Annotated in this window: 21 protein-coding genes and 2 pseudogenes; 10 read left to right on the top strand and 13 right to left on the bottom strand. The window is 69.7% G+C overall.

What is annotated here, in order from left to right; all coding sequences use genetic code 11:
* Window positions 1–21: 21 nt before the first annotated feature.
* A pseudogene (locus tag ACTRO_RS00720) lies at window positions 22–651 on the bottom strand (PP2C family protein-serine/threonine phosphatase); the annotation flags it as partial.
* A 323-nt stretch (window positions 652–974) separates the two neighbouring features.
* On the opposite strand from ACTRO_RS00720, the gene ACTRO_RS42495 reads away from it, so the two are divergent.
* The gene (locus ACTRO_RS42495; protein WP_051450090.1) at window positions 975–1,421 is read left to right on the top strand and encodes an NUDIX domain-containing protein; all 447 of its coding nucleotides are present in this window, start codon (window positions 975–977) and stop codon (window positions 1,419–1,421) included.
* A gap of 24 nt (window positions 1,422–1,445) precedes the next feature.
* Here ACTRO_RS42495 and ACTRO_RS00710 read toward each other — a convergent pair whose 3' ends face one another.
* The 6 genes from ACTRO_RS00710 to ACTRO_RS48480 all read right to left on the bottom strand — a co-directional run bounded on the left by ACTRO_RS00710 (window position 1,446) and on the right by ACTRO_RS48480 (window position 7,504).
* Window positions 1,446–1,880: an MFS transporter gene (locus ACTRO_RS00710; RefSeq protein WP_034260448.1), complete on the bottom strand. Its 435-nt coding sequence runs from the start codon at window positions 1,878–1,880 to the stop codon at window positions 1,446–1,448.
* Window positions 1,881–2,210: 330 nt separating this feature from the next.
* Entirely contained in the window at window positions 2,211–2,711 is a 501-nt protein-coding gene (locus ACTRO_RS00705) for a YfbM family protein (protein ID WP_034260446.1), read from the bottom strand.
* A 118-nt stretch (window positions 2,712–2,829) separates the two neighbouring features.
* Window positions 2,830–3,426, bottom strand: a complete 597-nt coding sequence (locus ACTRO_RS00700; RefSeq protein WP_034260444.1) for a DUF4291 domain-containing protein — start codon at window positions 3,424–3,426, stop codon at window positions 2,830–2,832.
* 76 nt (window positions 3,427–3,502) lie between these two features.
* Window positions 3,503–3,880, bottom strand: a complete 378-nt coding sequence (locus tag ACTRO_RS00695) for a hypothetical protein (protein ID WP_034260442.1) — start codon at window positions 3,878–3,880, stop codon at window positions 3,503–3,505.
* Window positions 3,881–4,609: 729 nt separating this feature from the next.
* The gene (locus tag ACTRO_RS00685) at window positions 4,610–5,125 is read right to left on the bottom strand and encodes a DUF2716 domain-containing protein (protein WP_034272392.1); all 516 of its coding nucleotides are present in this window, start codon (window positions 5,123–5,125) and stop codon (window positions 4,610–4,612) included.
* Window positions 5,126–7,141: 2,016 nt separating this feature from the next.
* Window positions 7,142–7,504 carry a hypothetical protein gene (locus ACTRO_RS48480; RefSeq protein WP_211244020.1) on the bottom strand — a complete coding sequence of 121 codons (363 nt, stop codon included), beginning with the start codon at window positions 7,502–7,504 and terminating at the stop codon, window positions 7,142–7,144.
* Between the two features lie 299 nt (window positions 7,505–7,803).
* Between ACTRO_RS48480 and ACTRO_RS00675 the strand changes: the two genes are divergently transcribed.
* From ACTRO_RS00675 to ACTRO_RS00660, 4 genes are read left to right on the top strand one after another with little or no spacing between them, the layout of a single operon-like run.
* Window positions 7,804–10,929 carry an FtsX-like permease family protein gene (locus tag ACTRO_RS00675; protein WP_034260438.1) on the top strand — a complete coding sequence of 1,042 codons (3,126 nt, stop codon included), beginning with the start codon at window positions 7,804–7,806 and terminating at the stop codon, window positions 10,927–10,929.
* Entirely contained in the window at window positions 10,926–13,703 is a 2,778-nt protein-coding gene (locus tag ACTRO_RS00670) for a hypothetical protein (protein WP_034260436.1), read from the top strand. The genes ACTRO_RS00675 and ACTRO_RS00670 overlap by 4 nt, the downstream gene beginning before the upstream one ends.
* Window positions 13,704–13,709: 6 nt before the next feature.
* Window positions 13,710–14,723, top strand: a complete 1,014-nt coding sequence (locus tag ACTRO_RS00665; RefSeq protein WP_051450088.1) for an ABC transporter ATP-binding protein — start codon at window positions 13,710–13,712, stop codon at window positions 14,721–14,723.
* The gene (locus tag ACTRO_RS00660; RefSeq protein WP_034260434.1) at window positions 14,716–15,426 is read left to right on the top strand and encodes an ABC transporter ATP-binding protein; all 711 of its coding nucleotides are present in this window, start codon (window positions 14,716–14,718) and stop codon (window positions 15,424–15,426) included. The genes ACTRO_RS00665 and ACTRO_RS00660 overlap by 8 nt, the downstream gene beginning before the upstream one ends.
* Here the strand turns inward: ACTRO_RS00660 and ACTRO_RS00655 are convergent.
* The 3 genes from ACTRO_RS00655 to ACTRO_RS00645 form a co-directional block, all read right to left on the bottom strand.
* A complete protein-coding gene (locus ACTRO_RS00655) occupies window positions 15,423–16,424 on the bottom strand; it encodes an outer membrane protein assembly factor BamB family protein (RefSeq protein ID WP_034260432.1) in 1,002 nt (333 codons plus the stop codon). The genes ACTRO_RS00660 and ACTRO_RS00655 overlap by 4 nt on opposite strands.
* A 62-nt stretch (window positions 16,425–16,486) precedes the next feature.
* A complete protein-coding gene (locus ACTRO_RS00650) occupies window positions 16,487–17,419 on the bottom strand; it encodes an NADP-dependent oxidoreductase (protein ID WP_034260430.1) in 933 nt (310 codons plus the stop codon).
* 79 nt (window positions 17,420–17,498) lie between these two features.
* Window positions 17,499–18,299 (bottom strand): alpha/beta fold hydrolase, encoded by an 801-nt coding sequence (locus ACTRO_RS00645; protein WP_034260428.1) that lies wholly within the window; start codon window positions 18,297–18,299, stop codon window positions 17,499–17,501.
* Window positions 18,300–18,380: 81 nt separating this feature from the next.
* Between ACTRO_RS00645 and ACTRO_RS00640 the strand changes: the two genes are divergently transcribed.
* Window positions 18,381–18,986, top strand: a complete 606-nt coding sequence (locus ACTRO_RS00640) for a TetR/AcrR family transcriptional regulator (RefSeq protein WP_034260427.1) — start codon at window positions 18,381–18,383, stop codon at window positions 18,984–18,986.
* Here ACTRO_RS00640 and ACTRO_RS00635 read toward each other — a convergent pair.
* A pseudogene (locus ACTRO_RS00635) lies at window positions 18,967–19,769 on the bottom strand (helix-turn-helix transcriptional regulator). The gene ACTRO_RS00640 and the pseudogene ACTRO_RS00635 sit on opposite strands and share 20 nt — an antisense overlap.
* 162 nt (window positions 19,770–19,931) lie before the next feature.
* Between ACTRO_RS00635 and ACTRO_RS00630 the strand changes: the two are divergent.
* Complete coding sequence (locus ACTRO_RS00630) at window positions 19,932–20,885, top strand: aldo/keto reductase (RefSeq protein WP_034260425.1); 954 nt, start codon at window positions 19,932–19,934, stop codon at window positions 20,883–20,885.
* Between the two features lie 42 nt (window positions 20,886–20,927).
* On the opposite strand, the gene ACTRO_RS00625 is transcribed toward ACTRO_RS00630, so the two are convergent.
* Window positions 20,928–21,599, bottom strand: coding sequence for a Rossmann-fold NAD(P)-binding domain-containing protein (locus ACTRO_RS00625; protein ID WP_211244019.1), 672 nt, complete (start codon window positions 21,597–21,599; stop codon window positions 20,928–20,930).
* A gap of 32 nt (window positions 21,600–21,631) precedes the next feature.
* Between ACTRO_RS00625 and ACTRO_RS00620 the strand changes: the two genes are divergently transcribed.
* The 3 genes from ACTRO_RS00620 (at window position 21,632) to ACTRO_RS00610 (ending at window position 23,611) form a co-directional block, all read left to right on the top strand.
* Window positions 21,632–22,261, top strand: a complete 630-nt coding sequence (locus ACTRO_RS00620) for a TetR/AcrR family transcriptional regulator C-terminal domain-containing protein (protein WP_063627904.1) — start codon at window positions 21,632–21,634, stop codon at window positions 22,259–22,261.
* A gap of 75 nt (window positions 22,262–22,336) precedes the next feature.
* Window positions 22,337–22,870 (top strand): GNAT family N-acetyltransferase, encoded by a 534-nt coding sequence (locus ACTRO_RS00615; RefSeq protein WP_169739778.1) that lies wholly within the window; start codon window positions 22,337–22,339, stop codon window positions 22,868–22,870.
* Between the two features lie 69 nt (window positions 22,871–22,939).
* Window positions 22,940–23,611 carry a 2-phosphosulfolactate phosphatase gene (locus tag ACTRO_RS00610; protein ID WP_034260421.1) on the top strand — a complete coding sequence of 224 codons (672 nt, stop codon included), beginning with the start codon at window positions 22,940–22,942 and terminating at the stop codon, window positions 23,609–23,611.
* 117 nt (window positions 23,612–23,728) lie between these two features.
* Here ACTRO_RS00610 and ACTRO_RS00605 read toward each other — a convergent pair whose 3' ends face one another.
* Window positions 23,729–24,601 (bottom strand): alpha/beta fold hydrolase, encoded by an 873-nt coding sequence (locus ACTRO_RS00605; protein WP_169739777.1) that lies wholly within the window; start codon window positions 24,599–24,601, stop codon window positions 23,729–23,731.
* Window position 24,602 lies beyond the last annotated feature (1 nt).

Raw genomic sequence — 24,602 nt, 5'->3', positions numbered from 1 at the left:
TGCGGTGATGGTCGTCCGGGGTCACGTGGTGTTGCGATGCGAGGCGCTGCTCAGGTCGGCACCGGTGGCGGCGTCGCGATATGAGTGGGCCGAGCCATGCCAGTCCAGGCACATGACGGTCGCGTCGTCACACAGGTGACCATCGCTGGCATCGACGACCGCCCCGACCAGCGCACGGGAAGCCTCCCTGGGGTGCAACTGCCGGGTGCGCGCGACCAAGTCCACCAAATCCAGGCCTGCGGCGTTGCGCTCCAGCATCCCGTCCGTCACGATCACGAGCCTGTCACCTGGCCGCAGGTCGAGTGACTGCACGCGATAGCCGGTCTTGGACTGCGTATGGAAGTAGTGGCTGAATCCGAACGGCATGTGGACTTCCGGGACGATTTCCCACACCTTCCCGTCGCGCATCTGCAGCGGCCAGGGGTGACCGGCGTTGACGAACTCGCTCGTACCGTCCCGCAAGTTGAGGCGCAGCAGCTGCCCGGTGGCGTAGCCCTGATGGCCGTGCTCGCGCAGGGCGCGGTCGGCCTCGTGGGCTTGTTCGGCCAGGTCCGCGCCGGCCCGGCGGGCCCGACGTAATGCGCCGACCGCCACGGTGGCCAGCAGGGCCGCGTTCACGTCGAGCCCCATGGCGTCGGTCACCGACAACTGCGGCGCCGCAGCCTCCGCCGCCGCCAGCAGACCCGCCGGCAGTATCGGTTCACCGCGCTGGCTCCCGCCCTCCGACAGATCACCGGTGCCACCGGGTTCTCCCGGCCATCCCGCGGTCGCAGCCACTCCTATCTCCTCGATACGAAAGACTCCCTCGAAGGGCCAGGGCCGAGTGTGCCATCGGGAGGCCACATCGTGCCCTGAGGCAGCCGGGTTACCCGGTCCCCTGAATCGGCTGAACCATGCGCGGCGGCCGGGTCCAGCACGGCTTTCCCGGGGCTCGATCGACTCCCGATCAGATCACCCCGTGGAAAACTGCCGTCATGAACCTTCCGCCGTATCTCTCCCCGGAGGACGAACAGTCCGCCGCGAGCACGACCGCCTCCGGTGCGATGGCCATCGTCACAACCCCCGCTGGAATAGTGCTGCACCTGCGAGACGACAAGCCTGAAATCCCGCATCCCGCGTGCTGGTCCCTCTTCGGCGGTGCGACGGACGACGGCGAACTGCCCGACCAGACCATCCGCCGGGAGCTACGTGAAGAGCTCGCCCTTGATGAGGTGAACTTGCGCCCCCTGTGGCGCGTAGTCGACCTCGACGGCGACGGGCGTCAGCTCACGATCTTCGAGGCGCGCACGCACCGGCATGCGCGAGAGCTGACACTGGCCGAGGGACAGGCGCTCGGCGTCTTCGACCTGGCCTCGGCTCTCGAACTACGCCTCGCGGACTTCTGCCGCCGGAGCCTGCTCAGCTACGCAGCGCAGGCGTAGAAACGAACATGTCGCATCCGCTCTTCAGTTGCTGCTTGGGTCGGCGGCAGCAGGAGGGCCGTCCCGGCGGAAGCGGCGACGAGGCCGGCTGCCAGGTTCATTGAGTGGAGCGCCGATCGCGTAGCCGAGGCCGAGAGCGCCGAAGAGCACGCCGAGGCTCTGCGCTCCGGCGTGCAGCACGCCGCCGAGGTAGGGCACGAGGAGCGCGGTGAGAATGGCGTTGCCGGTGACGAAGGGGGCTGCGACACCGAAGACGATCGGCAGGTCCGAGGTGCGTCGGATGTGGGCGAGCCCGTCGTGCAGCTCAGACCGGAATCTGTGCCACGCCCGCTGCGGCTCGTCGCCGCCGACCGATGGCGGCTGCAGCAGGGCACGATGGCGGATCAGGGCGGTGAATGCGGCGGACGACAGGTAGCTGGCGACATCGATGACGACCACGTAGTGGAAGCCGCAGAGCACCTACAGCACGTCGCCGACGGGGCCGATTCCAGCGGTCGGTGAGCACGCCCGCGATCGGCCCGAGCACGATGGCGGGAACGGCTTCGGCGGTGAGCGTCGGCCCGGTGGCCAGGGTTGAGCCGGTCAGGCTGAACACGTAGAAGGGCGCGGCGACGAGCAGCAGCCGATAGTCGCGGATTCGCAGGACCTTGAGCATCCTCACGCCCCTCCCGTTAGCACTCTCATGGTTAGAGTGCTAACGGGCATGGTGGCACCACCGATGGCCCGCACGCAACGATCGTTCCGGCGGGCTCCGGTAGCGCAGCGGCCGCCTTCAGCGGGTAAGGGCCCTTAGTCGAGCCAGACGAGCACGGCGTCGCCCGCGTCGGCGGCGGCGCTGAAGAATGCCGTGAGCTGGCCGTAGTAGTCGCGCGCCCACTCCAGCGACGTTGGTGAGTCCCAACTCAGGGGATAGACGTTCGCGGCCGCGAGCTCTGTGTGGTCGACGTCGCGGATCAGGTCGTCATAGGAGGTTCGGGCCAATTCCCTGGCGGCGTGCCGAACGCGTTCGACGGTGAGGAAATGTGGCGGGCCGTAGCCCCAGTCCTCGTCGTCAGCAAAGTCCTCCTCGCCGTGGACCACATCGACCGGGAAATGGAAGCGGCGCAGCAGGAACCCGAGCATGTCCCAGGTCTTGTAGGTGCTGAAGTGCTTGGCTTCCTTTGGCGACTGCTCATTCTCGTCTTGCGCGTCTTGGATCTGCTCCGCGTGGTCCAGTGCCCATTGCGGGTCCTCGATCGCCCGGCTCAGCTCCGATGGCGTGACTCTCAGGTACTCACCGATCATGCTCATGGGGTAAGCGTAGGGACCTGGTACGACAGTCTGATCCAGTAGATTGCCGCCGTCCGTCGGCGCCCACCGGCGTGGTTTCCTGCGTGGCAGCGTGCCGCACACCCCGCGCCGTCGCAGCTTATCGCCGCAGATGAGCGAGCAGTTCTTCGCTCGCGGGGTAGGGGCGCTCGGGTGGTAGCCGGCGGGCCGCGGCGTGGAGGTCGCCTTCGACGACGCGCGCGTGGATCTCGCGTGCAAGCGGCGTCACGTCGCGGATCGAGACCGTCCACTTGTCGGCGAAGAGGCGCACGGCTTCACCTGCCAGCCCGAGCTGAAGGGATCGGTGGGGCAGCGGCTGGAGATGCAGATCGCGTTCGGGGTCCCACTGGACACGTGTCGGCGCCCGTTTCAGGGTGCGCTGCCATGAGCTTCGGTCGTCATGCAGTCCATGCTCGTAGTGCGAAAGGCATGCGTGTCTCAGCGCCCATTCGAACCCGTCGCGAGTGACCTCAATGGCCAGGACCGTCTCCTGGCCTTCCTTCGTCGCCCAACCGCACCGATACATCATCCACAGGAAGGAGGGCTTGACCCACGTCATCCGGTCCCGCTGCCAGCTGTCCGGGAACCGTCCGTCGTGTGCGGCAGCCAGGCCGATCTCTGGTCTGTACGCCTGGTACACGGTGATCGTGTCCGCGGCGTAGTGGGCGCGGATTCGGTGTCTGGGTTCTTCTTCCACGACGTACAGGATGGGGCACGGACCCGTGCGGGAGACAACGGATTAGCGCCCGGTCGTGGGTCGCAGGTGCCGTACCTTATTCCGGTTCCTCGGCCACCGGCCGCAGTATCGTGCGCGCATCATCCGAGGCCACCAGCCCGGCGAGCACCTCGACCATCGCGGCCACGCCCGCATCCCGGACGATCAGTCCGTCCGAGCACCAGAAGTAGGCACCCGCTTGGGCCTCGCCCGACTCGGCCCACCGGTCCATCAACCTATGCACCTCGGCGAGCGTGAAGACCGTCGCAGTCCACTCGCTCCCGTCCGAGCGCCGGACGAACACATCGACGTTCTCGACGTTCTCGACGTTCTCGACCCCCTCGGCAGAACCGAGCGCGAACCCCGCTTCAAACCCTTCACCCCGAACATGGAACAACCCGCCGCCCCACCACCCCTGGAGCGTCCCATCACCCATGAATCGACAGTCTGACGCAGCGCTCCGGGCGCAGGCAAGACCACCGTCGCCGAGCCCGGCGCTACAGGTCAGAAGCGCCAGACGAACCAGTTCAGGACGTCAGCGCCGGCGTGCGCCAGATGGAGCTCGGGAGCCTTGTAATACATAAGAAGGAATGCGCCCACGATGATGCACGGTCTGTGTAGCAACATGTGGCGAGGTAGAAAACGGTCGACGAACCAACCTTCGTACTCGACATACACCGGCGTGAGTCTGTCGTAACCGCCGAGGTCGAGGTGCCGGGCTGACGTCCACTGGTTGACGGCGAGTCCCAGTAGAGCGGGTGTCACCGGGATCCCGAGAACGAGTGCCCGCCAGAACACGCGCTTGCGCCGTGACTGCGCCTGGGATGTGGGACCAGGCGCGGTCCCACGCGCTCTGTCAAACTCTCAACCTGGGATCACGTTAATGGTCAAAGCCCCGGTCCCGTCCGGCATGGTGATGACGTCGGCGCCATCGCCTCCGAGGCTGTGTGCCGTAGCGGTTGCCTGCCCGGAGAAACAGCAGTCCAGGATCACGATCTTCATTTTCGCCCGGGGCTCGCGCAGCGCCGCTCTGACTTCGGCGAACCCAGCCCGGTCGTCGTCCGCCGCGCTCCGGCCAGCAACGCCGGGAAAACCACGTCGTATAGCAACATCCCTGTCATCCCCTCGCCTGTCCCGGAGGTCTCGGCACAGCTCTGCCGTTCGCCTACGGGCGGCCGTTGCGTCGCAGGATTCGTCCCAGTGCCTCATCGCCCACCTCGGTCACGGCCGCGATGAGCTCTTCACCGAAGATGCACAGGCTCGGTTCCCAGGGATGTCCGAAGGTGCCGTATCGCATGTCCTCGGCTAGCCAGATGTAGTAGTCGTAATCGGGGTAGATCTCGGTCGGCCACGTGTCATCGACGGGCTCTTCGTCCCGGACTCGGTGTGGCCGACACCGGTAAGTCTGGTGGTGCCAGTTCAACACGACCACGCTATCGTCGATACCCGTGACGCGGCGCAGCGCCGTGAGCAGAGTGCGGTTCACCCATACCGGTTCGACGCGGGTTGCGTCCTCGTATACGAGGTCGTAAGTGATCGACGGCGTGGGTTCGTTGATCCCTGGAAGCTCGTGCATGCTCGGACGGAAGCAGAACGCGGCGTCGAAACGATCCCACAGCTCGTGCTCCTCATCGGCTCTGACCTGCGCCCAGGCAGCCGAGTCGAACCGGTGACTTGCCACCCACGTATCCCAGGTGTTCATTCTGATGACTCCAGCGCGCGTGGCGGGTCGAGCTCGAGGCCCATGCCCGGATCATGCCACACGGCCCCGGATGTACAGGCGTCGGCAGCGAGGCCCCGAACCGGCCCACGGCTTGCGCGGCCGCTTCGCGTCGCCTGGTTCGTCTGTCCACCCGCCCACCCGTTGCGTTGGCGGGGTGGGCTGGGGTTTCAAGATCTCGCCTCCGGCGCGGGCCTTCCCTCGGAGAGTGCCGAGGTCTGTGGGGTGCTGACGTCGGCGGGGCGGGCTGGGGTCCGGGGTGGTGGGGTTGCGGGGGCGTGCTCTCTCCCCGGTCGGTCCCCAGAGGCAATCAGGAACCTGCCGGGAGCTCAAGCGGCGGTAGCTTCCGCTGGTGGTCGATCTTGCGTCGCGCCGCTTGACCTCCCGGCAGAACCCTGACCGGGCTTCGCCTGCCCGACCGAGGAGAGAGCCCACCCCCTGGGGCCCGGTGCGGGCTGCGCTCGGGCCCGGTCCCGTCCGGTGGCCCGGTTGCGCTCGATCCGGAAGGATCCTGCATAGCCGTTCTGGGCGGGTCATCCCGATTCTCGATCGGTGCGAAGGGTCGGTGGTCCGGTCGCGCTTGATGCTGCATCCTGCATTGCCGTGCTGCGATCGACTCCGGTCCCAGATCACGCTGCAGAATCCCGCGGACTGGCCGCGTTCGATGCGGGAGACTGCATCGTCGTGATCCGGCCATCCCGATCCTCGGTCTGAGCGACGGGGTCGGTGCTCGGGACGTGCCTGAGGTGGAATTCTGCATCGCCCTGGTGTGATTCACCCGGTGCTTACGCACTGCGCGGGATCGCGTGGCCCGATCGCGCTCCGAGGGGAATTCCTGCACCGTCTTCGGCCTCACCCCTGACGTCATCTGCCCATCCACCCCGTCCACCTCCCTCCCGACGCAAGCCCCGATTCCTCGTACGCTTCCATGCTAGCCGCCGCCACCGACAAAAACCGTGAATCCGGCCTTTACCTGTTATGGAGAATTACGGACACTTCCGAGGAACTCGGGCGCGCTCCCCGGCGTTGGAACAGTAGAGAACAAAAGAGCGGCCCAGAACGGTGATGCAGGATTCTTCCGCGTCGGGCGCGGCCGGGCCGCGGGATGGGAATCAGCCCGAGTGCAGCTCGCACTGGACCTCAGGGGGTGGGCTCTCTCCTCGGTCGGGCAGGCGAAGCCCGATCAGGGTTCTGCCGGGAGGTCAAGCGGCGCCATGCAGAATCGAGCATCAACCCAAGTCACCGCCGCTTGACCTCCCGGCAGGTTCCTGATTGCCTCCGGGGACCGACCGAGGAGAGAGCACACCCCCGGTACCCGACCACCCCCAACCCCAGCCCGCCCCACCAACGCCAGCAGCCACACGAACCCGGCACTCTCTCCGAGAGAAGGGCCCGCGCCGGAGGCGAAAGCTTGAAACCCCAGCCCACCCCGCTACGCAACGGGTGGGTGGGTGGTCAGACAAACCGGGCGACGCGAAGCGGCCGCCCGCACCCCGACGACCACCCCGACTCGAGAGGCCACCACGCCCCACCAACACCCAGCCGATCATCAAGTCGCAGTAAGCCAACGCCCATTGAGGAACCAGCTCGGTGCCGCGGAGACACCCGCCGACTACGATTTCGCCCGTCTCATTGTGGTGCAGGACGAGAGAATGGTCGACGCTGGTCCGGCTGAACGGCTGGTTGGGCGACGTGAGCCTTATTGGCGAGCTGGGCCAGATGCGCCAGAGGACTCCCGTGCCCTGCGGGCGGGGCTGTTTCTGGGCAGGCGGCGGTTGGACTGCTCTATTGCCATCGCGTGGAACTGAGTGAGCAGGTCGCTGCCGGGGTAGCGCTGGAAGTCGGGGTATTTCCACCTGTAGTAGCAGGCCCAGTAGCTGGTCGTGCGGCGTTCGGTGAGGGCGAAGAAGTCCGGGTTGGCGGCGAGGAAGCGCCCGTAGAGCGCACGGTGGTTTGTGCCGGCGGCGTCTGCCTGCGTCAGCCCGTTAGCGATGCTGACGAGGATCTGGAGGACGTACTCGCCTGCGAGCCGGACCACGAAGGGTGCGTCCAGGGCTCGGGGGTGCGGATGACCTGTTCGATGTGGCGCTGTCTCACGTACCCGTCGTGGTGCCGGGTGTAGAGGCACCCGAGGATCGCCGTCTGTCGGGGAGTCAGGGCCTGGGTGGCGGCGTGGGCCGGTTCGGGGTGGTGGATCCGGTACGGGATGGAGATGGCCTCACCGTCGACCGACACGCCGAACGCCTCAGTCGGGGCAGGGGCATAGTCGGCCGGCGGCATGATGGCTTGGACGGCGCGCACGTCGTTGGCGAGGGCGGCGGGAAATGCCATCGTCAACATGTATTCAGCTCCACTACTTCCGGTGGCGGGTTGTCTTCCACGGATCTGACGATAGGCGCCGGTTGCTGTCAGGGGCTATCGGCTTTTCCGGGGTCAGTCGTCGGCGTGGAGTTGGCCGTGAGTGTGTGAGAGCCGTGGAAGAGACTCAAATGGGGCAGTGGGCACGGAGAGGGCTGTTTCCTGCCGGTTCAGGAGCTAACGTCTCTTATGCAAGCCTTGCATATAACTGCGTGCCCTTCTAACCTGAATCAAAATCGGGGGACCAGAGAGGGGTGGGACACGTGTGGGGGCTGTGGGGGATGACCGTACACCGCGCTCGCACCCAGGTCTGGGTGCTGCTGGCGGCGTTCCTCTCCGTGCTGGCCGCGAGCACCGCCATGACGACCATCGCCGCGTTCGCCTCGGCGACCCGCGAGCAGTCCGTGGTCAGGATGTTGCGATCGGCGAGCCCGGACCAGCTGGGGATCGAGCTGACAGCGGGCCCCAGCAACGTCGATCCGGTCACCGCGCCGACGGAACTGGCCCATGACGTACGGAAGTACCTCCCGCAGCTTTCCGCGCGGTCGGAGGCGCTGTTCACCGGCCAGGACGCTTTCTCGCTGCTCGGCGCGTCGCCGCCGGCGGGGGACGGGGGACTGGGCGACGATCCCGGCGCGATACCGGCCGGCTCTACTGAGCTGAGTTTCTGGTCGTCGCCGACGATTTCCGCGCATGTGCGGCTGGTCGAGGGGCGCCTGCCGACCGTCAGCGCCGGCAGCCGGATCGAGGTGGCCTTGTCGCAGAGTGACGCGGCGGCCCGGCATCTTCGGGTCGGCTCGAGCTATCCGTTCTCCTCGGTCGGCGCGCAGGGGGAGTTCGTCGTCGTCGGGGTCTACCGTCTCGATGCGAGCTCGGACCCGTACTCCGCTCTGCTGCGTTCGAATCTGGGCACGGGCCTGCCGATGCTCGTCGACACCGGGGACTTCAACGGAGCCACGCTGGGCCTCGGCGGCTGCGCCTACCTGGTGCGGCCGGACTTCAGCACGCTGACCGGCGCGAACCTCGACGCGGTCTCCTCCGCGGTCGACACGTTCACCGGCGCACTCGTCGCGGACCAGAAGCTGGGCGCCTCGGCGACGGTCCAGACCGGTCTGACCGCCCTGCTCGGCGGCACGGTGAAGGCGCTGGCGGTGGCGCGCACCGCGATCGCGTTGCCCTGTGTGCTGCTGCTGGCCGTGGCCGCCTGCACGCTGGCGTTCACCGCGCGGCTGCTCGCGATCGACCGCCGTCGTAGCACGGCGCTGATGCTCGCGCGGGGGGCGAGGCCGGCCCAGCTGGCCGGCTGCGGCGCGGCGGAGGCGCTTGTCCTGTGCGCGCTGGCCCAGGTGCCGGCGGTTCTGCTGGCCGGGCCGTTGGCGAGCACGGTTTCCAGCGCGGGCGCGGTGCCGGGCTTCGGTCCGAGCGTGTGGGCCGCCGCCGCGGCCGCCTGGCTGGCCGGCACGATCACCCTCGCCGGGTACGCCGCGCAGCTCCCGGTCGACGCCGAACGTACTCGCGGCAACGTCGTGGTCGGACTGGGCGCCGAGATTGCTCTCGTGGCGCTCGGCGCGCTGGCGCTTTGGGAGCTGGCCGCACACGGCCCGGCCGAGGCGGCGCAAGGATTGGTCGACCCGGTGGTGGTGCTCGCCCCCGCCCTCGCCGTGCTCGCCTGCGCCGTGCTGAGCCTGCGGGTGATTCCGCTGGCAGGCAAGGCGATGCAGCTGCTGGCCGCGCGGGCGCGCAGCTGGGCCGCACCGTATGGCGCGTGGTCCGCGGCCAGGGCCGGGCGGGCGACGGCGGGCCCGGTGGTGTTGCTGGTCATGGCGATCGGCACGGTCGTTTTGGCCGGCAGCTACCTTTCCGCCTCCCAGCGCTCCGCGCTCGATCAGGCCGACTACAGCGTCGGCACAGACGTGCGTGTGTCCGGAGTGAACGCCCAGGCGTTGACCGTGGCAGGGGATCCCGCCACGTTGCCCGGCGTGGCCGGGGCGGCCGAGGTGATCCGCCTGACCGCCTCGATCGGCGCCGACGGTTCAGAAGGCAGCACGCAGATACTCGTGGCCGATCCGGCGGAGCTGGCCGCGGCCGGGCAGCTGCGCACCGACCTCGGCCCCGGCGGTGTCCACGGCCTGACCCAGCCGTTGACGGCCGCGGCTGCGGCCGGCCGGATAGCGCCCGAGCACGGACTCGTCCTGCCGGGCAGGCCGCAGACGGTGGCACTCGAACTCGGCTTGACCGGCAGCGCAGCTCGTGGCGGCGGCAGACTTGAACTGACCTTCGCCGCCGGCACCGGCGAGCCCGAGCCGCTCGACGTCCCGGTGCCCGCCGGCTCGACGGCTCGCGTCCAAGTCTCGCTTTCGCGCATCGTCGGCAGCGGCGCCGAGGTCGCCTGGCCGCTACGTCTGACGCGATTGAACCTTCTGATCCCAGCGTCGTCCGCCGGCCAGGGGGCCGCGGATTCTTCCAGCGCGGACGCCGGCATGACGGTCCGCTCCGTCACCGCCGACGGCGTGACGGCGGCGCTGCCCGCGTCGCAGGTCTGGAGCATGGCGACGGAACAGGAGCAGGGCACCACGATCGTCTCCGCGATGGCGGTCCCGCGCAATCCGACCGTGGCGATCGGCGCCGTGGCCACCTCGGGCTTCCTGTCCGCGGCCGGCAAGCACGTCGGTGACACGGTCGTCATCCTCGTCGGCGCCGCCAAGATCCCCGTGCACATCTACGGCGAGGCCGGCGCGATCCCGACCATCGCGCCGGCAGCCGACGGACTGTTACTCGACCGGGCGGACGTGGACGCGTACGAACAGAGCACCGGGACCGGCCCCGTCGGCACCCTCGAATGGTGGCTGGCGGCCCAGCCTGGCCGGATCGACGCGGTGGCGGCTGAGGCGGCCGCGGTGCCGGGGCTAGGCGGCGCGGTCCAGAACCGGCTCGCGGTGCGCGCCGACTACGTCGCGGATCCCGTGCGCGGCGGACCGGTCGGTGCGCTGCGCATATCCGCCGTGGCGGTCGCGCTGCTGGCCCTGATCGGCTTCGCCACCCGGCTGGCCAACGAGGTGCGCTCGCGCGCCCGCGAGATCGCCATCGCCCGCGCGCTCGGCCTCGACCCCGGCCGGGTGGCGCTGGCCTTCGGCGTGCAGCAGGCCTTCGAGGTGGCCGTGGCGGTGATCGGCGGCTGCCTGGTCGGGTCGGTACTCGCCGACCGGATCGTGCCGGTCGCCATCGTCGCCCGCGACGGCTCGGCCGCGGTGCCCACACCGGTCGCCGTCCCGCCCTGGCCCGAAGCCATCGGCAGCGCCGGCCTAGCCCTGCTCTGTGTCCTCGCGGCCGCCTGCTGGGTCGGCGTCGTCGCCGCCCGCCTGTCCATCAGTGTTCTGCTGCGCAGCGAGTCGGAGGCCGGCCGATGAGCGCCACCCGGTCCCCGGCCCGGTCCGGCGTCCCGCGCGGGCGCGCCCGGCTCGAGCCCCGCACGCTGTGGCTCTCGATCGGCGCGGTGCGCGGCCCGCTCGCGGTCCTGTCCGCGCTCGCCTTCCTGCTCAGCGGCAGCATGATCGCCGGCGACCGGCTGGTCGCCGCGCACACGACGGACGCGTATCGCTCGTATCTCAGGGCCCAGCCATCCGCGCAGACCGACGTGACCGCGACGTCCGCCATGACGGCCGCCTCGTCCGCGGAGCTCACGCAAGCCACTGCGCGTACCGACGCCCTGCTGCCTACCGGCCTGGCCGGCGCGGTCACGCCCATCCACACGGCGGTGGTCGACCAGCCCGCGGTCTGGCGCAAGCCGCTCGTGTACGCGCAGAGCACGGTCATGTGGGCGCCTGAGCTCAGCGCCGCCTACTCGCCGCAAGCTGCGGCCTCCGCGCACTACGTCCAGGGATCCGCACCCGCGTGCCCGACCGGCGGGTGCACCCGCGACGCCGTGCTGCCCATCGCCGTCGCGCAACCGGTGGCCAAGGCGCTAGGGCTCGACGTCGGAAGCCGATTCATTCTCGATGGAGTCGCATCATCCGGTGCGTTCACCGTGCGCGTGAGCGGCATCTTCGTTCCATCCGGTTCCGCCGCGCCCGCCTTCGACGACCTGGCCACGCTGCTCGCGCCCCAATTCTCCGAGTGGGTGCCGACGATGGGCGCCTATGCCGGCAAGACGAACGAGCAGTGGCATGCCGAGGTGCTCGTCGACCCGGCTGCGCTGGCCGCCATTACAGCGTGGCAGCCGGCCCAGGCGACGTGGCGCTATCACCTCGAGCCGAGCGGTCTCGTCGGCTCCGGCGCGGCGTCGCTGGCCGCCGAGATCAAATCGCGGATCAGTTCGGCGAACGGGCTCGGCCTGGGCGCCGCGTTCACCGACGCCGTCTTCTCCTCGCGGCTGGCCCCGGCCGTCCAGTCCTTCACCACCCTCGACGCCGCCGCCGAGGCGCTGGCGGACTTCGCGCTCGCCGGAACGGCCGCGATCGCGCTGGCAGTACTCCTACTGGCCATCAGGATCCTGCTGGACCGGCAGACCGCCGCGGTCGCCTTGGTCCGGGCGCGAGGTGCATCCGGGACGGTGCTGGGGACCTGGGTCGGCATTCAGGCTCTCCTGGTGTGCGTGCCGGCGACCGCCGCCGCGGTCGTGCTCTGCCGGGTCCTGATATCAGGGTCCGGTTCCGCCTCGGGCCATGCCGCCCTGCAGTGGGCCGTAGCCGTGGCCACCGCGCTCGGCGCGCCGCTGCTGGCTGCGCTGGCGGTCGCGTCGCGCACCTCGCGGCCGGCGCGGGCCACGCGGCGGCGCCGCCGGACCGCCTGGTGGATCGGCCGCGGCACCGCGCTGCTGGTGGGCGTGGCCGCGGTGGCGGAGGTGCGGATGCGTCCCGGAACCGGCACCACCGGCGTCGACCCGCTCAGCGCCCTGCTGCCCACCGTCCTGGCCGTGGACGCCGCCGTCGTAATCAGTATGCTGATACCGTTGACGGTGCGCCCCGCCGCCCGGGTCGCCGCGCGCGGCCGTGGCCTGGTCGGCTACCTCTCCGCGGCCGGCGCCGCCCGCCGCCCCACCGTCGACCTGATCACCGCGGGCGCGCTGACCGCGGCCGCCACCGCCGCCGTCTTCGCCACCTGCTTCAACGGCACGCTCGCCCACGCCCGAGTCACCCAGTCCTGGCAGACCGTCGGCGCGGACCTGCGGCTCAGCTCCACCGAGGACAACAGCAGCGCGCTCAGCCCGGCCGCGGTCGCAAAGGTGGCCGCCTCGCCCGGAATCGCCGCGCACGCCGAGGCCGCCGTCTTCACCCAGCAGCAATTCGTGGTGCCGCAGGGAGAGGTCGACGTCATCGTCTACGTCGTCGATCCGGCCGAATACCGCAGCCTGATCCGTGGCACGCCGCTGGACTCGGCGGCGACCGAAACAGGGCTCGACGAACTCGGAGCCGCCCACGTGAGCACGGCCGGCACCGTGCCCGCCCTCGTCTCGCCCGGCCTGCTCGGTCTCGTCCAAGGCCTGCCTCCGAGCTCGCCGGCGACGCTGAGCCTGTCCGAGAACACCCTCGACCTCGACACCCTGGGTTCCGCCCCCGCCTTCCCGGCGGCCACGGGCGCCAAGGCCTATATCGTGCTCTCGGCCGCCGCCCTGCACGAGGCGATGCCGAACTTCCAGATCCCCATCATGACCGCCTGGTATACCTACAAGCCGGGCACGACCAAGCCGCCCGCGGCCGCCGCTCAGGTCTTGGGCGCCACCGTCGCCGAACGGGCCGCGATCGTCGGCGGGTACGGCAGTGATCTGCTTTCCGGACTGTCCGGCTGGATCAGCCGCTTCGCCGGATTGCTCGACGTGCTGTTCTCCGCCGCCTGCGTGCTTCTCGCGGCTGCCATGACCGCACGGGCGAGGGCCGCGTCCAGCTCGTTCCTGCTGACCATGGGCACCCGGCGCCGCTCGGCCGCCACCATCTCCGTGCTCGAAACCGTGCCCATGCTCGTCGCCGTCGGCGTGGCCGCGATCGGCGCCGGCTACGGCGCGGCCGAGGCGCTGCTCCCCGCGCTGTCCGCGATCGGCGGCGTGCCGCAACCGGCCGCCGCCACCCTGCCCGCCGGGTCCCTGCTCGCCGCGGCCGCCGTACCCCTGCTCGGCGTGCTCGTCACCACCGCCGGCGCCGGGTTCGGCCGCGAGGCCCAGCTCTCCTTCCAACGAACAGGCGGGTGAGGCGACATGCCGAGCCAACTGCACCGACTCGAAGCGGCCGCCAACCGGCCCAGCGAGGTCTACGGCGGCGACGCGCACGTGGTGTGTGACCGGGTCGTGCGCATCTACCAGACCGAGGAGGTGGAGGTGGTGGCGTTGCAGGGCCTTGACCTGCTGGTCGGCCGCGGTGAGCTGGTGGCCGTCGTCGGCGCCTCCGGCAGCGGCAAATCCACCCTGCTCGGCATCCTCTCCGGCCTCGACGCCCCCACCGCCGGCCGCGCCACCGTCGCGGGCTTCGACCTCGCCGCACTCGGCAAGCGCGACCGGCTGCGCTACCGGCGCTCCACCGTCGGCTTCATCTGGCAGAACACGGCGAAGAACCTGCTGCCGTTCCTCTCCGCCGCCGACAACGTCGCGCTCCCCATGGCCTTCGCCGGCGGCGGCAAGCGGGAACGGCACCGACGCGCCCTCGAGCTGCTCGACCTCCTCGGCGTCGGCGAATGCCGCGACCGCCGCCCGGCCCAGCTTTCCGGCGGCCAGCAGCAGCGCGTCGCCATCGCCACCGCCCTGGCCAACCGGCCCGAAGTCGTGCTCGCCGACGAGCCCACCGGCGAGCTCGACTCGGCCACCGCCGCCCAGGTCTTCGAAGCCCTCCGCGGCGCCAACTGCGAACTCGGCGTGACCATCCTCGTCGTCACCCACGACAAGGCAGTGTCCGAACACGTCGGCCGCACCGTGGAGATCCGCGACGGCCGTATCAGCACCGAGACGCTGCGCGCCGAGGTGGAGTCGGGCGGTGAAGGCGCCCCCGCCGTCCGCGCCGAGCAGTACGCCGTCCTCGACCGGGCGGGCCGCGTCCAACTCCCGCGCGACTACACCGAGGCGGCCGGCCTGCGCGACCGGGTCCGGCTTACCCTCGACCCCGGCCACGTCGGCGTCTGGCCCGGCCACGTTCCGCAGCCGCAGCGAACACCGCCGCAGACGCAGACGCCGATCGAGCCCGAAACCCGTGCCGCCCGAGAGGACGCCAGCGATGACTGAGCTCGCCGACCCGTCCGAGGTGATGGTCTCGGCCCGCAACCTCCGCCGCACCTTCGGCAGCGGAGACCGGGCCGTGCACGCCGTGAACGACGTCTCCTTCGACATCCCGCGCGGCCAACTGTGCGCCGTGGTGGGCCGTTCCGGCGCGGGAAAGACCTCGCTGCTCAACCTGCTCGGCGGCCTCGACCGCCCCGACAGCGGCAGCCTCTCCATCGACGGCAAGCAGGTCTTCGGCGACGGCCTGCGCCCCAGCCGCCGCGAGCTGACCGCCCTGCGCCGGGACACGGTCGGCTTCGTCTTCCAGAACTTCTCTTTGCTCCCGATCCTCAACGCCGCCGAGAACGTGGGCGTCCCGCTCCGCGTCCGCCGCACCCCCGCCGCCGAGCGCGAGGACCGCGTCAGCCTCCTGCTCAAGCTCGTCGGCCTCGGCGACCATCGCGCCCAACGCCCCGGCGAGCTCTCCGGCGGCCAGCAGCAGCGCGTCGCCATCGCCCGGTCCCTCGTCCACACCCCGCGTCTGCTCATCGCCGACGAACCCACCGGCCAACTCGACTCCCAGACCGGCCGCGACGTCATGGAACTGCTCCACGCCGTCGTCCTCTCCGAGAACGTCACCGCCATCGTCGCCACCCACGACGAGGCGATGATCGAGCTCGCCGACAGAGTGCTGACCATCTCCGACGGGGCCCTCACGGGCTCCTAATCGACCTCGACGACGCGCAGCGTGCCCTTGGTCATGACCAGTACTGTGCCGGGTCCGTGGTCGCGAAGGACCCTGATGCGCTGTGCGATGCGCGCGGAGTGCGTCGAGTACCGCGGCGCCGCCGGGTCCGGATCGACGAGCGCCAGTCGCCCGGTGAAGTCGGCGACCACGAACCCCGAGCCGGCTTGCACCGCGTGATCGACGTCCGCCGCGGCGAACCGGCGCAGCGGCGTCCCGTCGTGGGTGTGGAGGGTCCTGACTGCGTGGGAACCGCACACGGGTAGTACCCAGAGGATCGAACCCGTTCTGCCTACCGCCTGAGGCGCCAGATCGACGTCGTCTGATCTGAAGAAGGTCGCGACGGTCCCGGTGGAGAGCGAGAACTCGACCACAGTACGCGGCCCGCACCGAGCAAGGACTCGATCGCCGTCCAGCGGCGTGAGGACCGGATGGTTGTCGCTCGAAGCCAGAGGTTCGGGCAGCGACCACTGCGCCTTGACGCTTCCGTCACGCGGTTCGATCAAGCTGATCTCGCTGCTGTGCGACTCGCCGACCAGGATGCCGGAGTCCACCACGACAGGAGCTTCGATCTTCACTCGCTTCGGACTCTGCCACAGCAGCGATCCGGTCTGCAGGTCGAACGCGGTCAGCGGAGTCGAGCCGCGCCAACCGCCGACCAGCACCGTGTCTCGCGTAGCGGCGAGATGCCCGGTGAACCTCGCCAGTTGCGCGCTCCAGAGGACGTCCCCGGTGCGCACGTCCAGGCATGACAGCTGATCAGGGCTTTGTGGGATCACCAGGCAGCGGTCGCCGGCGATGATCGTAGCGCGTGGCCAGGTGCCGCATGGGATATCCCAGCGCTGCGCACCGTCGTGGGGATCGAGACCGACCAGGCGGGTGGCTCGCTCGTGGACGACGATGTCCTTGGCGGTTGCTGCCAGCCCGCGAGCGCTGCCCGCCTGATGAAGATTCCGCTCCCACACCGTCTGCCCGAACATGTGCTCATCTCATCAGTGGCGTATCAAAGGCACAACGGGTTTCCGGGGCGCGAGCGGATCGCTCAAACGCTCAGCACGATCTTGCCCTGCGTCCGTCCGGACTCGATGAGCTCGTGCGCGACGGCGGCTTGTTCGAGCGGCAGTGTGTGCTCGACGAACGGCATGAGGCGGCCTTCGTCGACCAGCTTCGCGAGCGCCTCGAGACCGACGTAGTCCGGCTCCACAGTCACTCCCGCGAAGCGCCTTCCGGCGGAGATCGTGGCCGCGCGCAGCGCGGTGTCGGTCCGGTCGACGATGGTGAGAAGCAGGCCGCCGGGGCGCAGCACGCCGATCGAGCGAGGCCCGACCGGGCCGCCGACCGTGTCGAGTACGACGTCGAGGTCGCCGACCTTCTCCGTGAAATCCGTGCCGCGGTAGTCGACGACCTCGTCGGCGCCCAGGCTCCTGACGAAGTCCTGCTTGGCGGCGCTGGCCGTGGCGGTGACGTGGGCGCCTCGGGCCTTGGCGATCTGCACCGCGAGGTGTCCGACTCCTCCGCCGCCGGCGTGAATCAGGACCCGCTGTCCCGGACGGACGTTCGCGGAGTCGACCAGGGCCTGCCATGCCGTCAGGCCGACGAGCGGAAGTGCCGCAGCGTGGTCGTGGTCGATCGTGGTCGGTTTGCGGGCTAGCTGGCGGGAGGGCACGGCGACGTATTCGGCGTAGGCGTTTCCCGCCCGGGGGAAGAAGGGCATGCCGTACACCTCGTCGCCGACCTCGAACCTGGTCACGCCGGGAACGACCTCTTCCACCACGCCGGAGATGTCCCAGCCGAGGACGAACGGCGGCTCTCCGAGCATGCGGAACGTGCCCGAGCGGACCATCGCGTCGACCGGGTTCACGGCAGTGGAGCGAACGCGCACGAGGACTTCGGAGGGGAGCGGGACCGGCGTGGGCAGATCGACGGGTTGCAGGACGGCGGGCTCACCGAAGCTGCGCTGAGAGATGGCACGCATGAGAGGACTCCTCGAAATTGAAGTTGTCGTCGATTCGCTGATCACAGGAGCGTGGGAGGACGAGGACCGCGGGAGACGGTCAGGCGCGGGACTCGGGCGCGGCGAGGAAATCGGTCATCAGCGCGAGCCACTGCTCCGGCTTCTCGGCGAACGGTAGGTGGCCGGTCGCCAGCTCGGCCATGCGCGCGCCGGGGATCTGCTGGGCGAGCTCCCGGTGCAGGTGCGGGGATAGGAGCGGGTCCGCACTGGTCGAGATCACCAGGGTGGGCGCGGTGATGCGGGCCAGATCCTCGCGCACATCGATCCGCCGGACGAGGTCGACGTGCTCCGGCGTGCCGGGCGGGATCGCCTCGGCCAGAGCCTTGATACCAGCGGCGAGTGCCTCGGGATCGGTGGCCCGCAGCGCGTCGGTGCTGAAGGCGACCAGGCTCAGGAACCTTGCGAGCAGCTCCGTGTTCTTCGACGCGTACAGGTCGGCCCACACCTGCGCGGCGAGGTCCAGGCGTGCGTCGCGGTAGGCGAAGGTCGCCGTGAGGATGAGGGCGCTGATCCGTCCGGGATGGCGGGCGGCGGCGCGGATCGCCACCGGGCCGCCGAGGGAGAACCCGGCCAGCGCGAAGGAGTCGAGCCCTTCGGCGTCCGCGGCGGCGATCAGCTGGTCGGCCAGCTCGTCGGCATCCAGCGGTGCGTCCGAGCGCGGCGAACCGCCGGTGCCGGGCCAGTCGACGCCGACGACGGTGTGGCCGGCGGCCAGCCCGTCGAGGATGGGGCCGTAGTTGTCCGCGATGCTCCCGCCGGCGCCGTGGGCGAGCACCAGACCGGGGCCGATACCGCGCACCGTGCGGGCGAGAGTGGGCTTGGGCAGGGCGGAAACAGGCATGGGAGTCCCCTCCAGAATTTTGTAGCGATCGATACAAGTGAAGCGTAGCAGATTTTTTATCGATCGCTATAGAATGGGGTCATGACTTCTCCGGAACGACCCGCCCGAGGACGGCCCAGAGGCTTCGACCGCGAAGCGGCGTTGGAAGCGGCGCTGGCCGAGTTCTGGCGTCACGGGTACGAGGCGACCTCCGTAGCCGCCCTCACCAAGGCGATGGGAATCAACCCGCCGAGCTTGTACGCGAGCTTCGGCGACAAGCGGCGACTGTTCACCGAGGCCGTGGAGCGCTACGCCGAGACGCACGGCGACTACGGTGCCCGCGCCCTCGCTCAGCCGACCGCGCGCGGGACCGTCGAGACGATGCTGCGCCTGGCCGCGGAGCGGTACGCCGACGCCGGCCATCCGCCCGGCTGCCTCGTCATCGACGGCGCCACGAACACGACCGAGGCGTCACACGAGGTCAAGGAGCAGTTGCGCGGTTATCGCGAGAGGACGAAGCACGCAATCGCCGAGAAGATCGAAGTTGACGTTCGAGCCGGCATCTTGCCATCCGGCACGGACGCGGCCGCGCTGGCGATGTTCTACGCAGCCGTCCTTCAGGGCATGTCCACCCAGGCCAGAGACGGGGCAAGCCGCAGCGATCTCGAGCGCACCGTCGAGGTGGCGCTTACTGCCTGGCCGGCGTGATACGGCCGGCAGATTGCGTAGCCGCCCAGATGGCGAGGAGATCGAGCCGGTCTTCGGATGCAGTGCCGGGTTCGGCGGTGTAAATGATCAGGTCGTGTGCGGCTCTGCCCGGCAGAGGCAGCTCGAGGGACTGGAAGGTCAGTTCCAACAGCTCGCCGACGAGTTCGCGCAGTGCCCGGTCGCGCGGCTCGCGCCCGACCTCGGCGCGCAGCAGGGCGGCGGTGGCCATGCCGGCGGCGTCCCAGTCAACAAACAGGTCGTGGGAGTCGGGGTCGAGGAAGATGTAGCGAGCGAGGTTGGGGCGGCCGTGCTTGTCGGTGGTGGCGCTGTCGAACATCGGCGCGAACAGCGCCCGGGCCAGGGCGTTGCCGGCGAGGATGTCGGTGCGGCCGTTGCGTACGAACGCCGAGGACGTCGTCATGGAGTCGAGCAGCCACTGGACCCGGGGCGGGACCTCGACGTCCCGGCGGCGCGGCGGCGTGCGACTCTGCTGACGCGAGGAGCGGGCCAGGTCGAACAGGTAGGTGCGTTCGTCGTCGTTCAGTCGCAGGGCGCGGGCGACCGCGTCGAGGACGTCCTCGGACACGCCGCCGATGTGACCCTTCTCCAGGCGCGTGTACCACTCCGTGCTCACGCCGGCGAGAACGGCGACTTCCTCGCGCCGCAGCCCGGGGACCCGGCGGCGGTGCTGGTCGGCAGTCCGGCCTGCGCCGGGGTGATTTTGGCGCGTCGGCTGGCGAGGAAGTCCCGGATTTCGCCGCGGGTTCCGGGATGCTGGTCCATGCCATTGATGGTAGCCACCGGTCACGGCGCGAAGGGGGTCGAGCTTGTACCCCCGATAGACGCGGCCTTCTCCGGTGGCGGCGATGGCGGTCTCATGGGATCGAACCCTCTGGGGACCGAATAATCCGACCCGGTCGCAAGAGCAAGCAACGGAGATGAGACATGACGGACAAGGCGCTGACGGTGCCAGCGGTGGCGTTGGGCACGTGGGCCTGGGGAGACAGCGGTGAGGCGGGTGACGGCATCTTCGGCAGCCGGCTGAGCGAGCCCGGGCTGCGGGAGGTCGTGGAGAAGGCGCAGTCGAACGGGTTCACCTTGTGGGACACCGCCGCGGTGTACGGCATGGGCCGCTCGGAGACGGTCCTCGCCAAGGCACTGAAGGGCTACGACCGCGGCGAGTATCAGCTGTCGACGAAATTCACGCCACAGGCCGCCGGCGACAGCGATGATCCGGTCGGGGACATGCTGGAGCAGAGTCTCGAGCGCATGGGCACCGACCACGTGGATCTGTACTGGATCCACAACCCCCGCGGCGTGGCACGATGGACGCCGCTGCTGATCCCGTTGCTGAGGAGCGGCAAGGTCAAGCATGTCGGCGTCTCGAACCACGACATGCAGCAGATCGCTCTGGCCGATCAGATCCTCGGCGAGGCCGGCTTCCGCGTGGAGGCGGTCCAGAACCACTTCAGCCTGCTCTACCGCGCCTCTGAGCGCGCGGGCATCCTCGAGTACTGCCGCGAGCACGACGTGCGGTTCTTCTCCTACATGGTCCTCGAGCAAGGAGCCCTGACCGGCAGGTACGGCCCGGCCAACCCGTTGCCGGAGGGCAGCAACCGGGCGGAGGTGTACAACGGCATGCTGCCCAGACTGCAGGCGCTGACGGACCGGATGGGCGCCATCGGCGAAGACCGCGGCGCGCCTGCGGCCGACGTCGCCACGGCCTGGGCCATCGCCAAGGGGACCACTCCGATCATCGGGGTGACGAAGGCGGCTTACATCGACGGATTGGTCCGCGCTCGCGGCATCGAGCTCGCCGAGGAGGAGATCACGGAACTGGAGGCGTTGGCGGATGCCGCGAACGTCGACACGCGCGGCTGGTGGGAGCCGGACATGTGACGTGCGCGGCGGCCGCGTTCGCTGCTTGGCTGCTCAACCGCGTCAGCGCATGGAGTAGGTGGGGATCGAGGCTTCGGTGGCGAACGCGTCGGCGGCCCGGATCATGGTGCGCGCAACCAGCCGGTGCGCGAACGCCCAGTCGCGCAGCTTTATGCGCCGGTGCGTGGGCGGCGCCAGGAACGGGCCCGCGTTGCCGGATCGCGCGATCTTCGTGGGCTTGCGCATCCTCTCGTTGTAGGAGGCTAGAGCGGCGGCGTGCTCGCCGCGGGCCGCGACGAGCTCGCCGGCGAGGACGTAGGCGCCGATCAGGGCGAGTCCGGTGCCGAAGCCGCCGAGCGTGTTCGCGTAGCCGGCGTCGCCGAGCAGGGCGACGCGGCCGCGGGTGAACGACGTCATCCGGGTCCGGGCGAGTTCGTCCAGGTAGAAGTCGGGATCCTCGCGGCAGGCCTCGAGCATCTGCGCGACGCGCCAGCCGACGCCGTCGAAGTGGGCTTCGAGGAATCGCCGCTGTGACGGGATGTCGGATCGGTCGTAGTCCGGCTGCTCGGCTTTGAAGACGAACAGGTTGGGGGCCTTGTGCCCGCCGAGCACGACCAGGCGCCCGGGCGTGTTGAAGGCGTAGGCGACCGCGCGCCCGTCCGGCCGTCGCGTCTCGAGGCCCGCGGTGGGTACCGGCCCGCTGGCGAGGGCGTAGTAGTGCCCGAGGGTCGTCACCGAGCCGACGAGGGCCGAAGCCGAAGTTCACCTTGGAGCAGATCGCGGACGCCGCCACTGCGATCGCCGACCACGACGGCCTGGACGCCGTGACCATGCAGGTCGTGGCCGAGCGCCTCGGTGCCGCGAAGATGGCGCTCTATCGCTACTTGCCTGGGCGGGCAGAGCTCGAGGCCGTGATGCTCGACCGCGCCTTGGGCGCGCCGGACACCTTCGGCGACGGGGAATGGGCGAGCGCGCTCACGCGTTGGGCGACCGCGCTGTATGAACGCGCATCGCAGCGTCCGTGGACCGTCGAACTCATCCAGCGCCCCCACCTGCCCGGACCGAACGAGCTCGGCTGGTACGAAGCCGGGCTTGCCGCTCTGCAGGAGCTGAACCTGGATGGACGGGAGAAGCTCGACGTGTTGGCGATGCTGGCCGGCCACGTCGTCTCGATCGTTCGTCAGCAGGCTGCCGGTCCGGCGCCCGAGGAAGACCTCGCCAAGGCGCTCGCACCGGTCCTCATGCGCAACGCGCACGCGTTCCCGCTCACTGTGGCGGCATTCAGTCAACCGAGCGGATCAGAACACGATGATGCCCTGCACTTCGGGCTGGCCCGTATGGTCGCAGGCATCGAAGCGTTGGCCACCGCACGTGCGCACCCGCAACGTCGACGATAGCCACGCGAGCCACTTGGCCGGCAACTCAGCAGGCTGTGATCCGGTTGGATGACGGGTATGACGTCGCCCATGACTTTGACCGTCGGCCCCTCCGCGACCGCCCCGGCCCTGACCCTTCGACCATGGCAGGACTCGGACATTCCCGCCGTCGTCGCAGCCCACCGCGACGAATCGATGCGTCGCTGGCTGACGCGCTCCATCGGCAACGAGGACCAGGCCCGCGCCTGGCTCGCCGAGGTGGATGCAGGCTGGGCCGCGGACACCCTTCTGAGCTGGGCGATCGAAGAGGAAGGCGCGCTCGTCGGCTACTTCGTCATCAAGGCGGCCAACCCGCCGAAGACGCTCGCGACCGGCGTGGGCTACTGGACCGTCGCCGAAGCCCGCGGCAAAGGCATCGCCTCGCGTTGCGTCGAGGCGGCTACGGAATGGCTGTTCAGCGGGCAGGAGATCATGCCGGCCGACGAGATCGAACTTCTGCACACGGTCGGCAACGCGGGTTCGTGCCGCGTCGCCCAGAAGTGCGGCTACGTCCTCGATTCGGTGCTCGCGCCGCTGCCGCCGGAGTTTCCCGACCAGGGACACCGACACCTGCGCAAGCGACCCTCGTAGCAGCGCCGTCGGCCGCGCTGACGCTGTAAACGGTTTTTCTTCGAGTCGCGCATGCGCGACCATGGCCGAATGGACGCTCGTTTCCTTGGCATCGCCGAGCTCGTCGAAACCCCGTCCGTGGCGGTCGTAGTCGACGTCATGCGCGCCTTCACGGTCGCAGCCTGGGCTTTCGGCCAGGGCGCGGAAAAGATCGTCCTTGCCGAGTCGCTGCAGGACGCCCTGGCGCTCAAGGCCGGCCGCCCCGATTGGGTGACGCTCAAAGACGGTCCACCCGCGCCCGGATTCGACGCCGTCAACTCGCCGGGCCTGCTGCGGTCCCTTGACCTCGGCGGACGGACCGTCGTGCAGAAGACCACGGCAGGGACGGTCGGCGCCCTCGCGGTCAAGGAGGCGTCGCTGGTGTTGTGCGCCAGCTTCGTGGTGGCGGAGGCGACGGCTCGGCTTCTGCGGACGCGCGGTGGTGACGGCGTCACGTTCGTGGTCACGGGCGAAGACGGGCAGGCCGATGAAGATCTGGCGTGCGCTCAATACATCGCTCGCAGGGCGATGGCGGCCGAAACGGATGCGGCGGGATTCCTGCGCCGCGCTGCCGAGTCACGCGCCGCTGCTGAGCTGGCAACGGGAGTGCGTCAAGGAGTCCATCCCGATGACGTCGAGCTCTGTCTTGAACTCGACCGGTTCCCCTTCGCCATGGTGGCGACTTTGGAAAGCTCGCTCATGGTCTTGCGGCCGGCACGCTGACGCAGCGGCGCGAACGCAGTCCCTTCGCGTTGTTCGATGGCGAGGCCGGTTCGACGCGTCGAACTGCGCGGAGCCTCGGCCTCGGTGGAGTCGTGTGTCCGTCGCGTGCACGCGATCTCAGAAGAACTCCTTGAGTCGCTCGGCGACGGCGTTCGGGTTCCCGAGCTTGTTGCGCTGCCGGTCGATGTTCCAGGCGGCTCCGTGGTCGAGGCCGGCGAGTTCGACGCGGCGGACGCCGGGCAGGACCTTCTCCAGCGCGCGGAGTGCCTGGCCGAGGTAGCCCGGGCTCTTGCTGCCGCCGAGCAGCAGCACGGGCTGGGTGATGTCCTTGAACGTCGGGATCGAGCCGTCCATCGATGCCACGACCACGAAGTCGTACCGGAAGGCGCGGGCGAGGTCGGCCATGGAGGCGTACTGATCGGAGCCACTCTTGGCTTCCTGCTTCATGATCCAGCCGATGGCCGCCTTGACCACCCAGTCCGGCATCGCGCGCATGAGCGCCGGTCCGAACTCGGCGAGCTTCATTCCGGTGGTGAGCATGCCGCGCAGGTCGTCGGCCTTGGAGTAGGCGTCGAAGCGTTCGGCGCCCTTGCGCGGGATACCGCCCGGGAGGATCGCGGGCTCGTACAGCGCGATTTTCTCAATCCGGGGCAGGGAGCGCGCGGCTTTGAGGAGGATGTCGCCGCCGGAGCTGAGGCCGAAGACGTGGCGAGCGCCGGTGGCGGCCAGGACGGCGTCCAGGTCCCGGACGTCGTCGTCGACGGTGTAGGCGGCGCTGAAGGCGTGCGGGCTCAGGCCGCGGCCGCGCCGGTCGGGGACGACCACGGTGTAAGTGTCGGCAAGGGCTTCGGCGAGTTCGCGGAAGTTGTACGCGGTTCCCATCGTCCCCTGGACGAGGACGAGCGCCGGACCGGAGCCGAACTGCTCGAAGCCGATCCGGGTGCCGTCCGCGGAGACCGCGTGGCCGATGGTCGGTGCGCTGACGGTCATG

The sequence above is a fragment of the Actinospica robiniae DSM 44927 genome (genome assembly GCF_000504285.1).
GTDB classification, from domain to species: Bacteria; Actinomycetota; Actinomycetes; order Streptomycetales; family Catenulisporaceae; genus Actinospica; species Actinospica robiniae.
The sequence above is the reverse complement of the archived record's forward strand: the minus strand, read 5'-3'. Positions and strand labels throughout refer to the sequence as shown.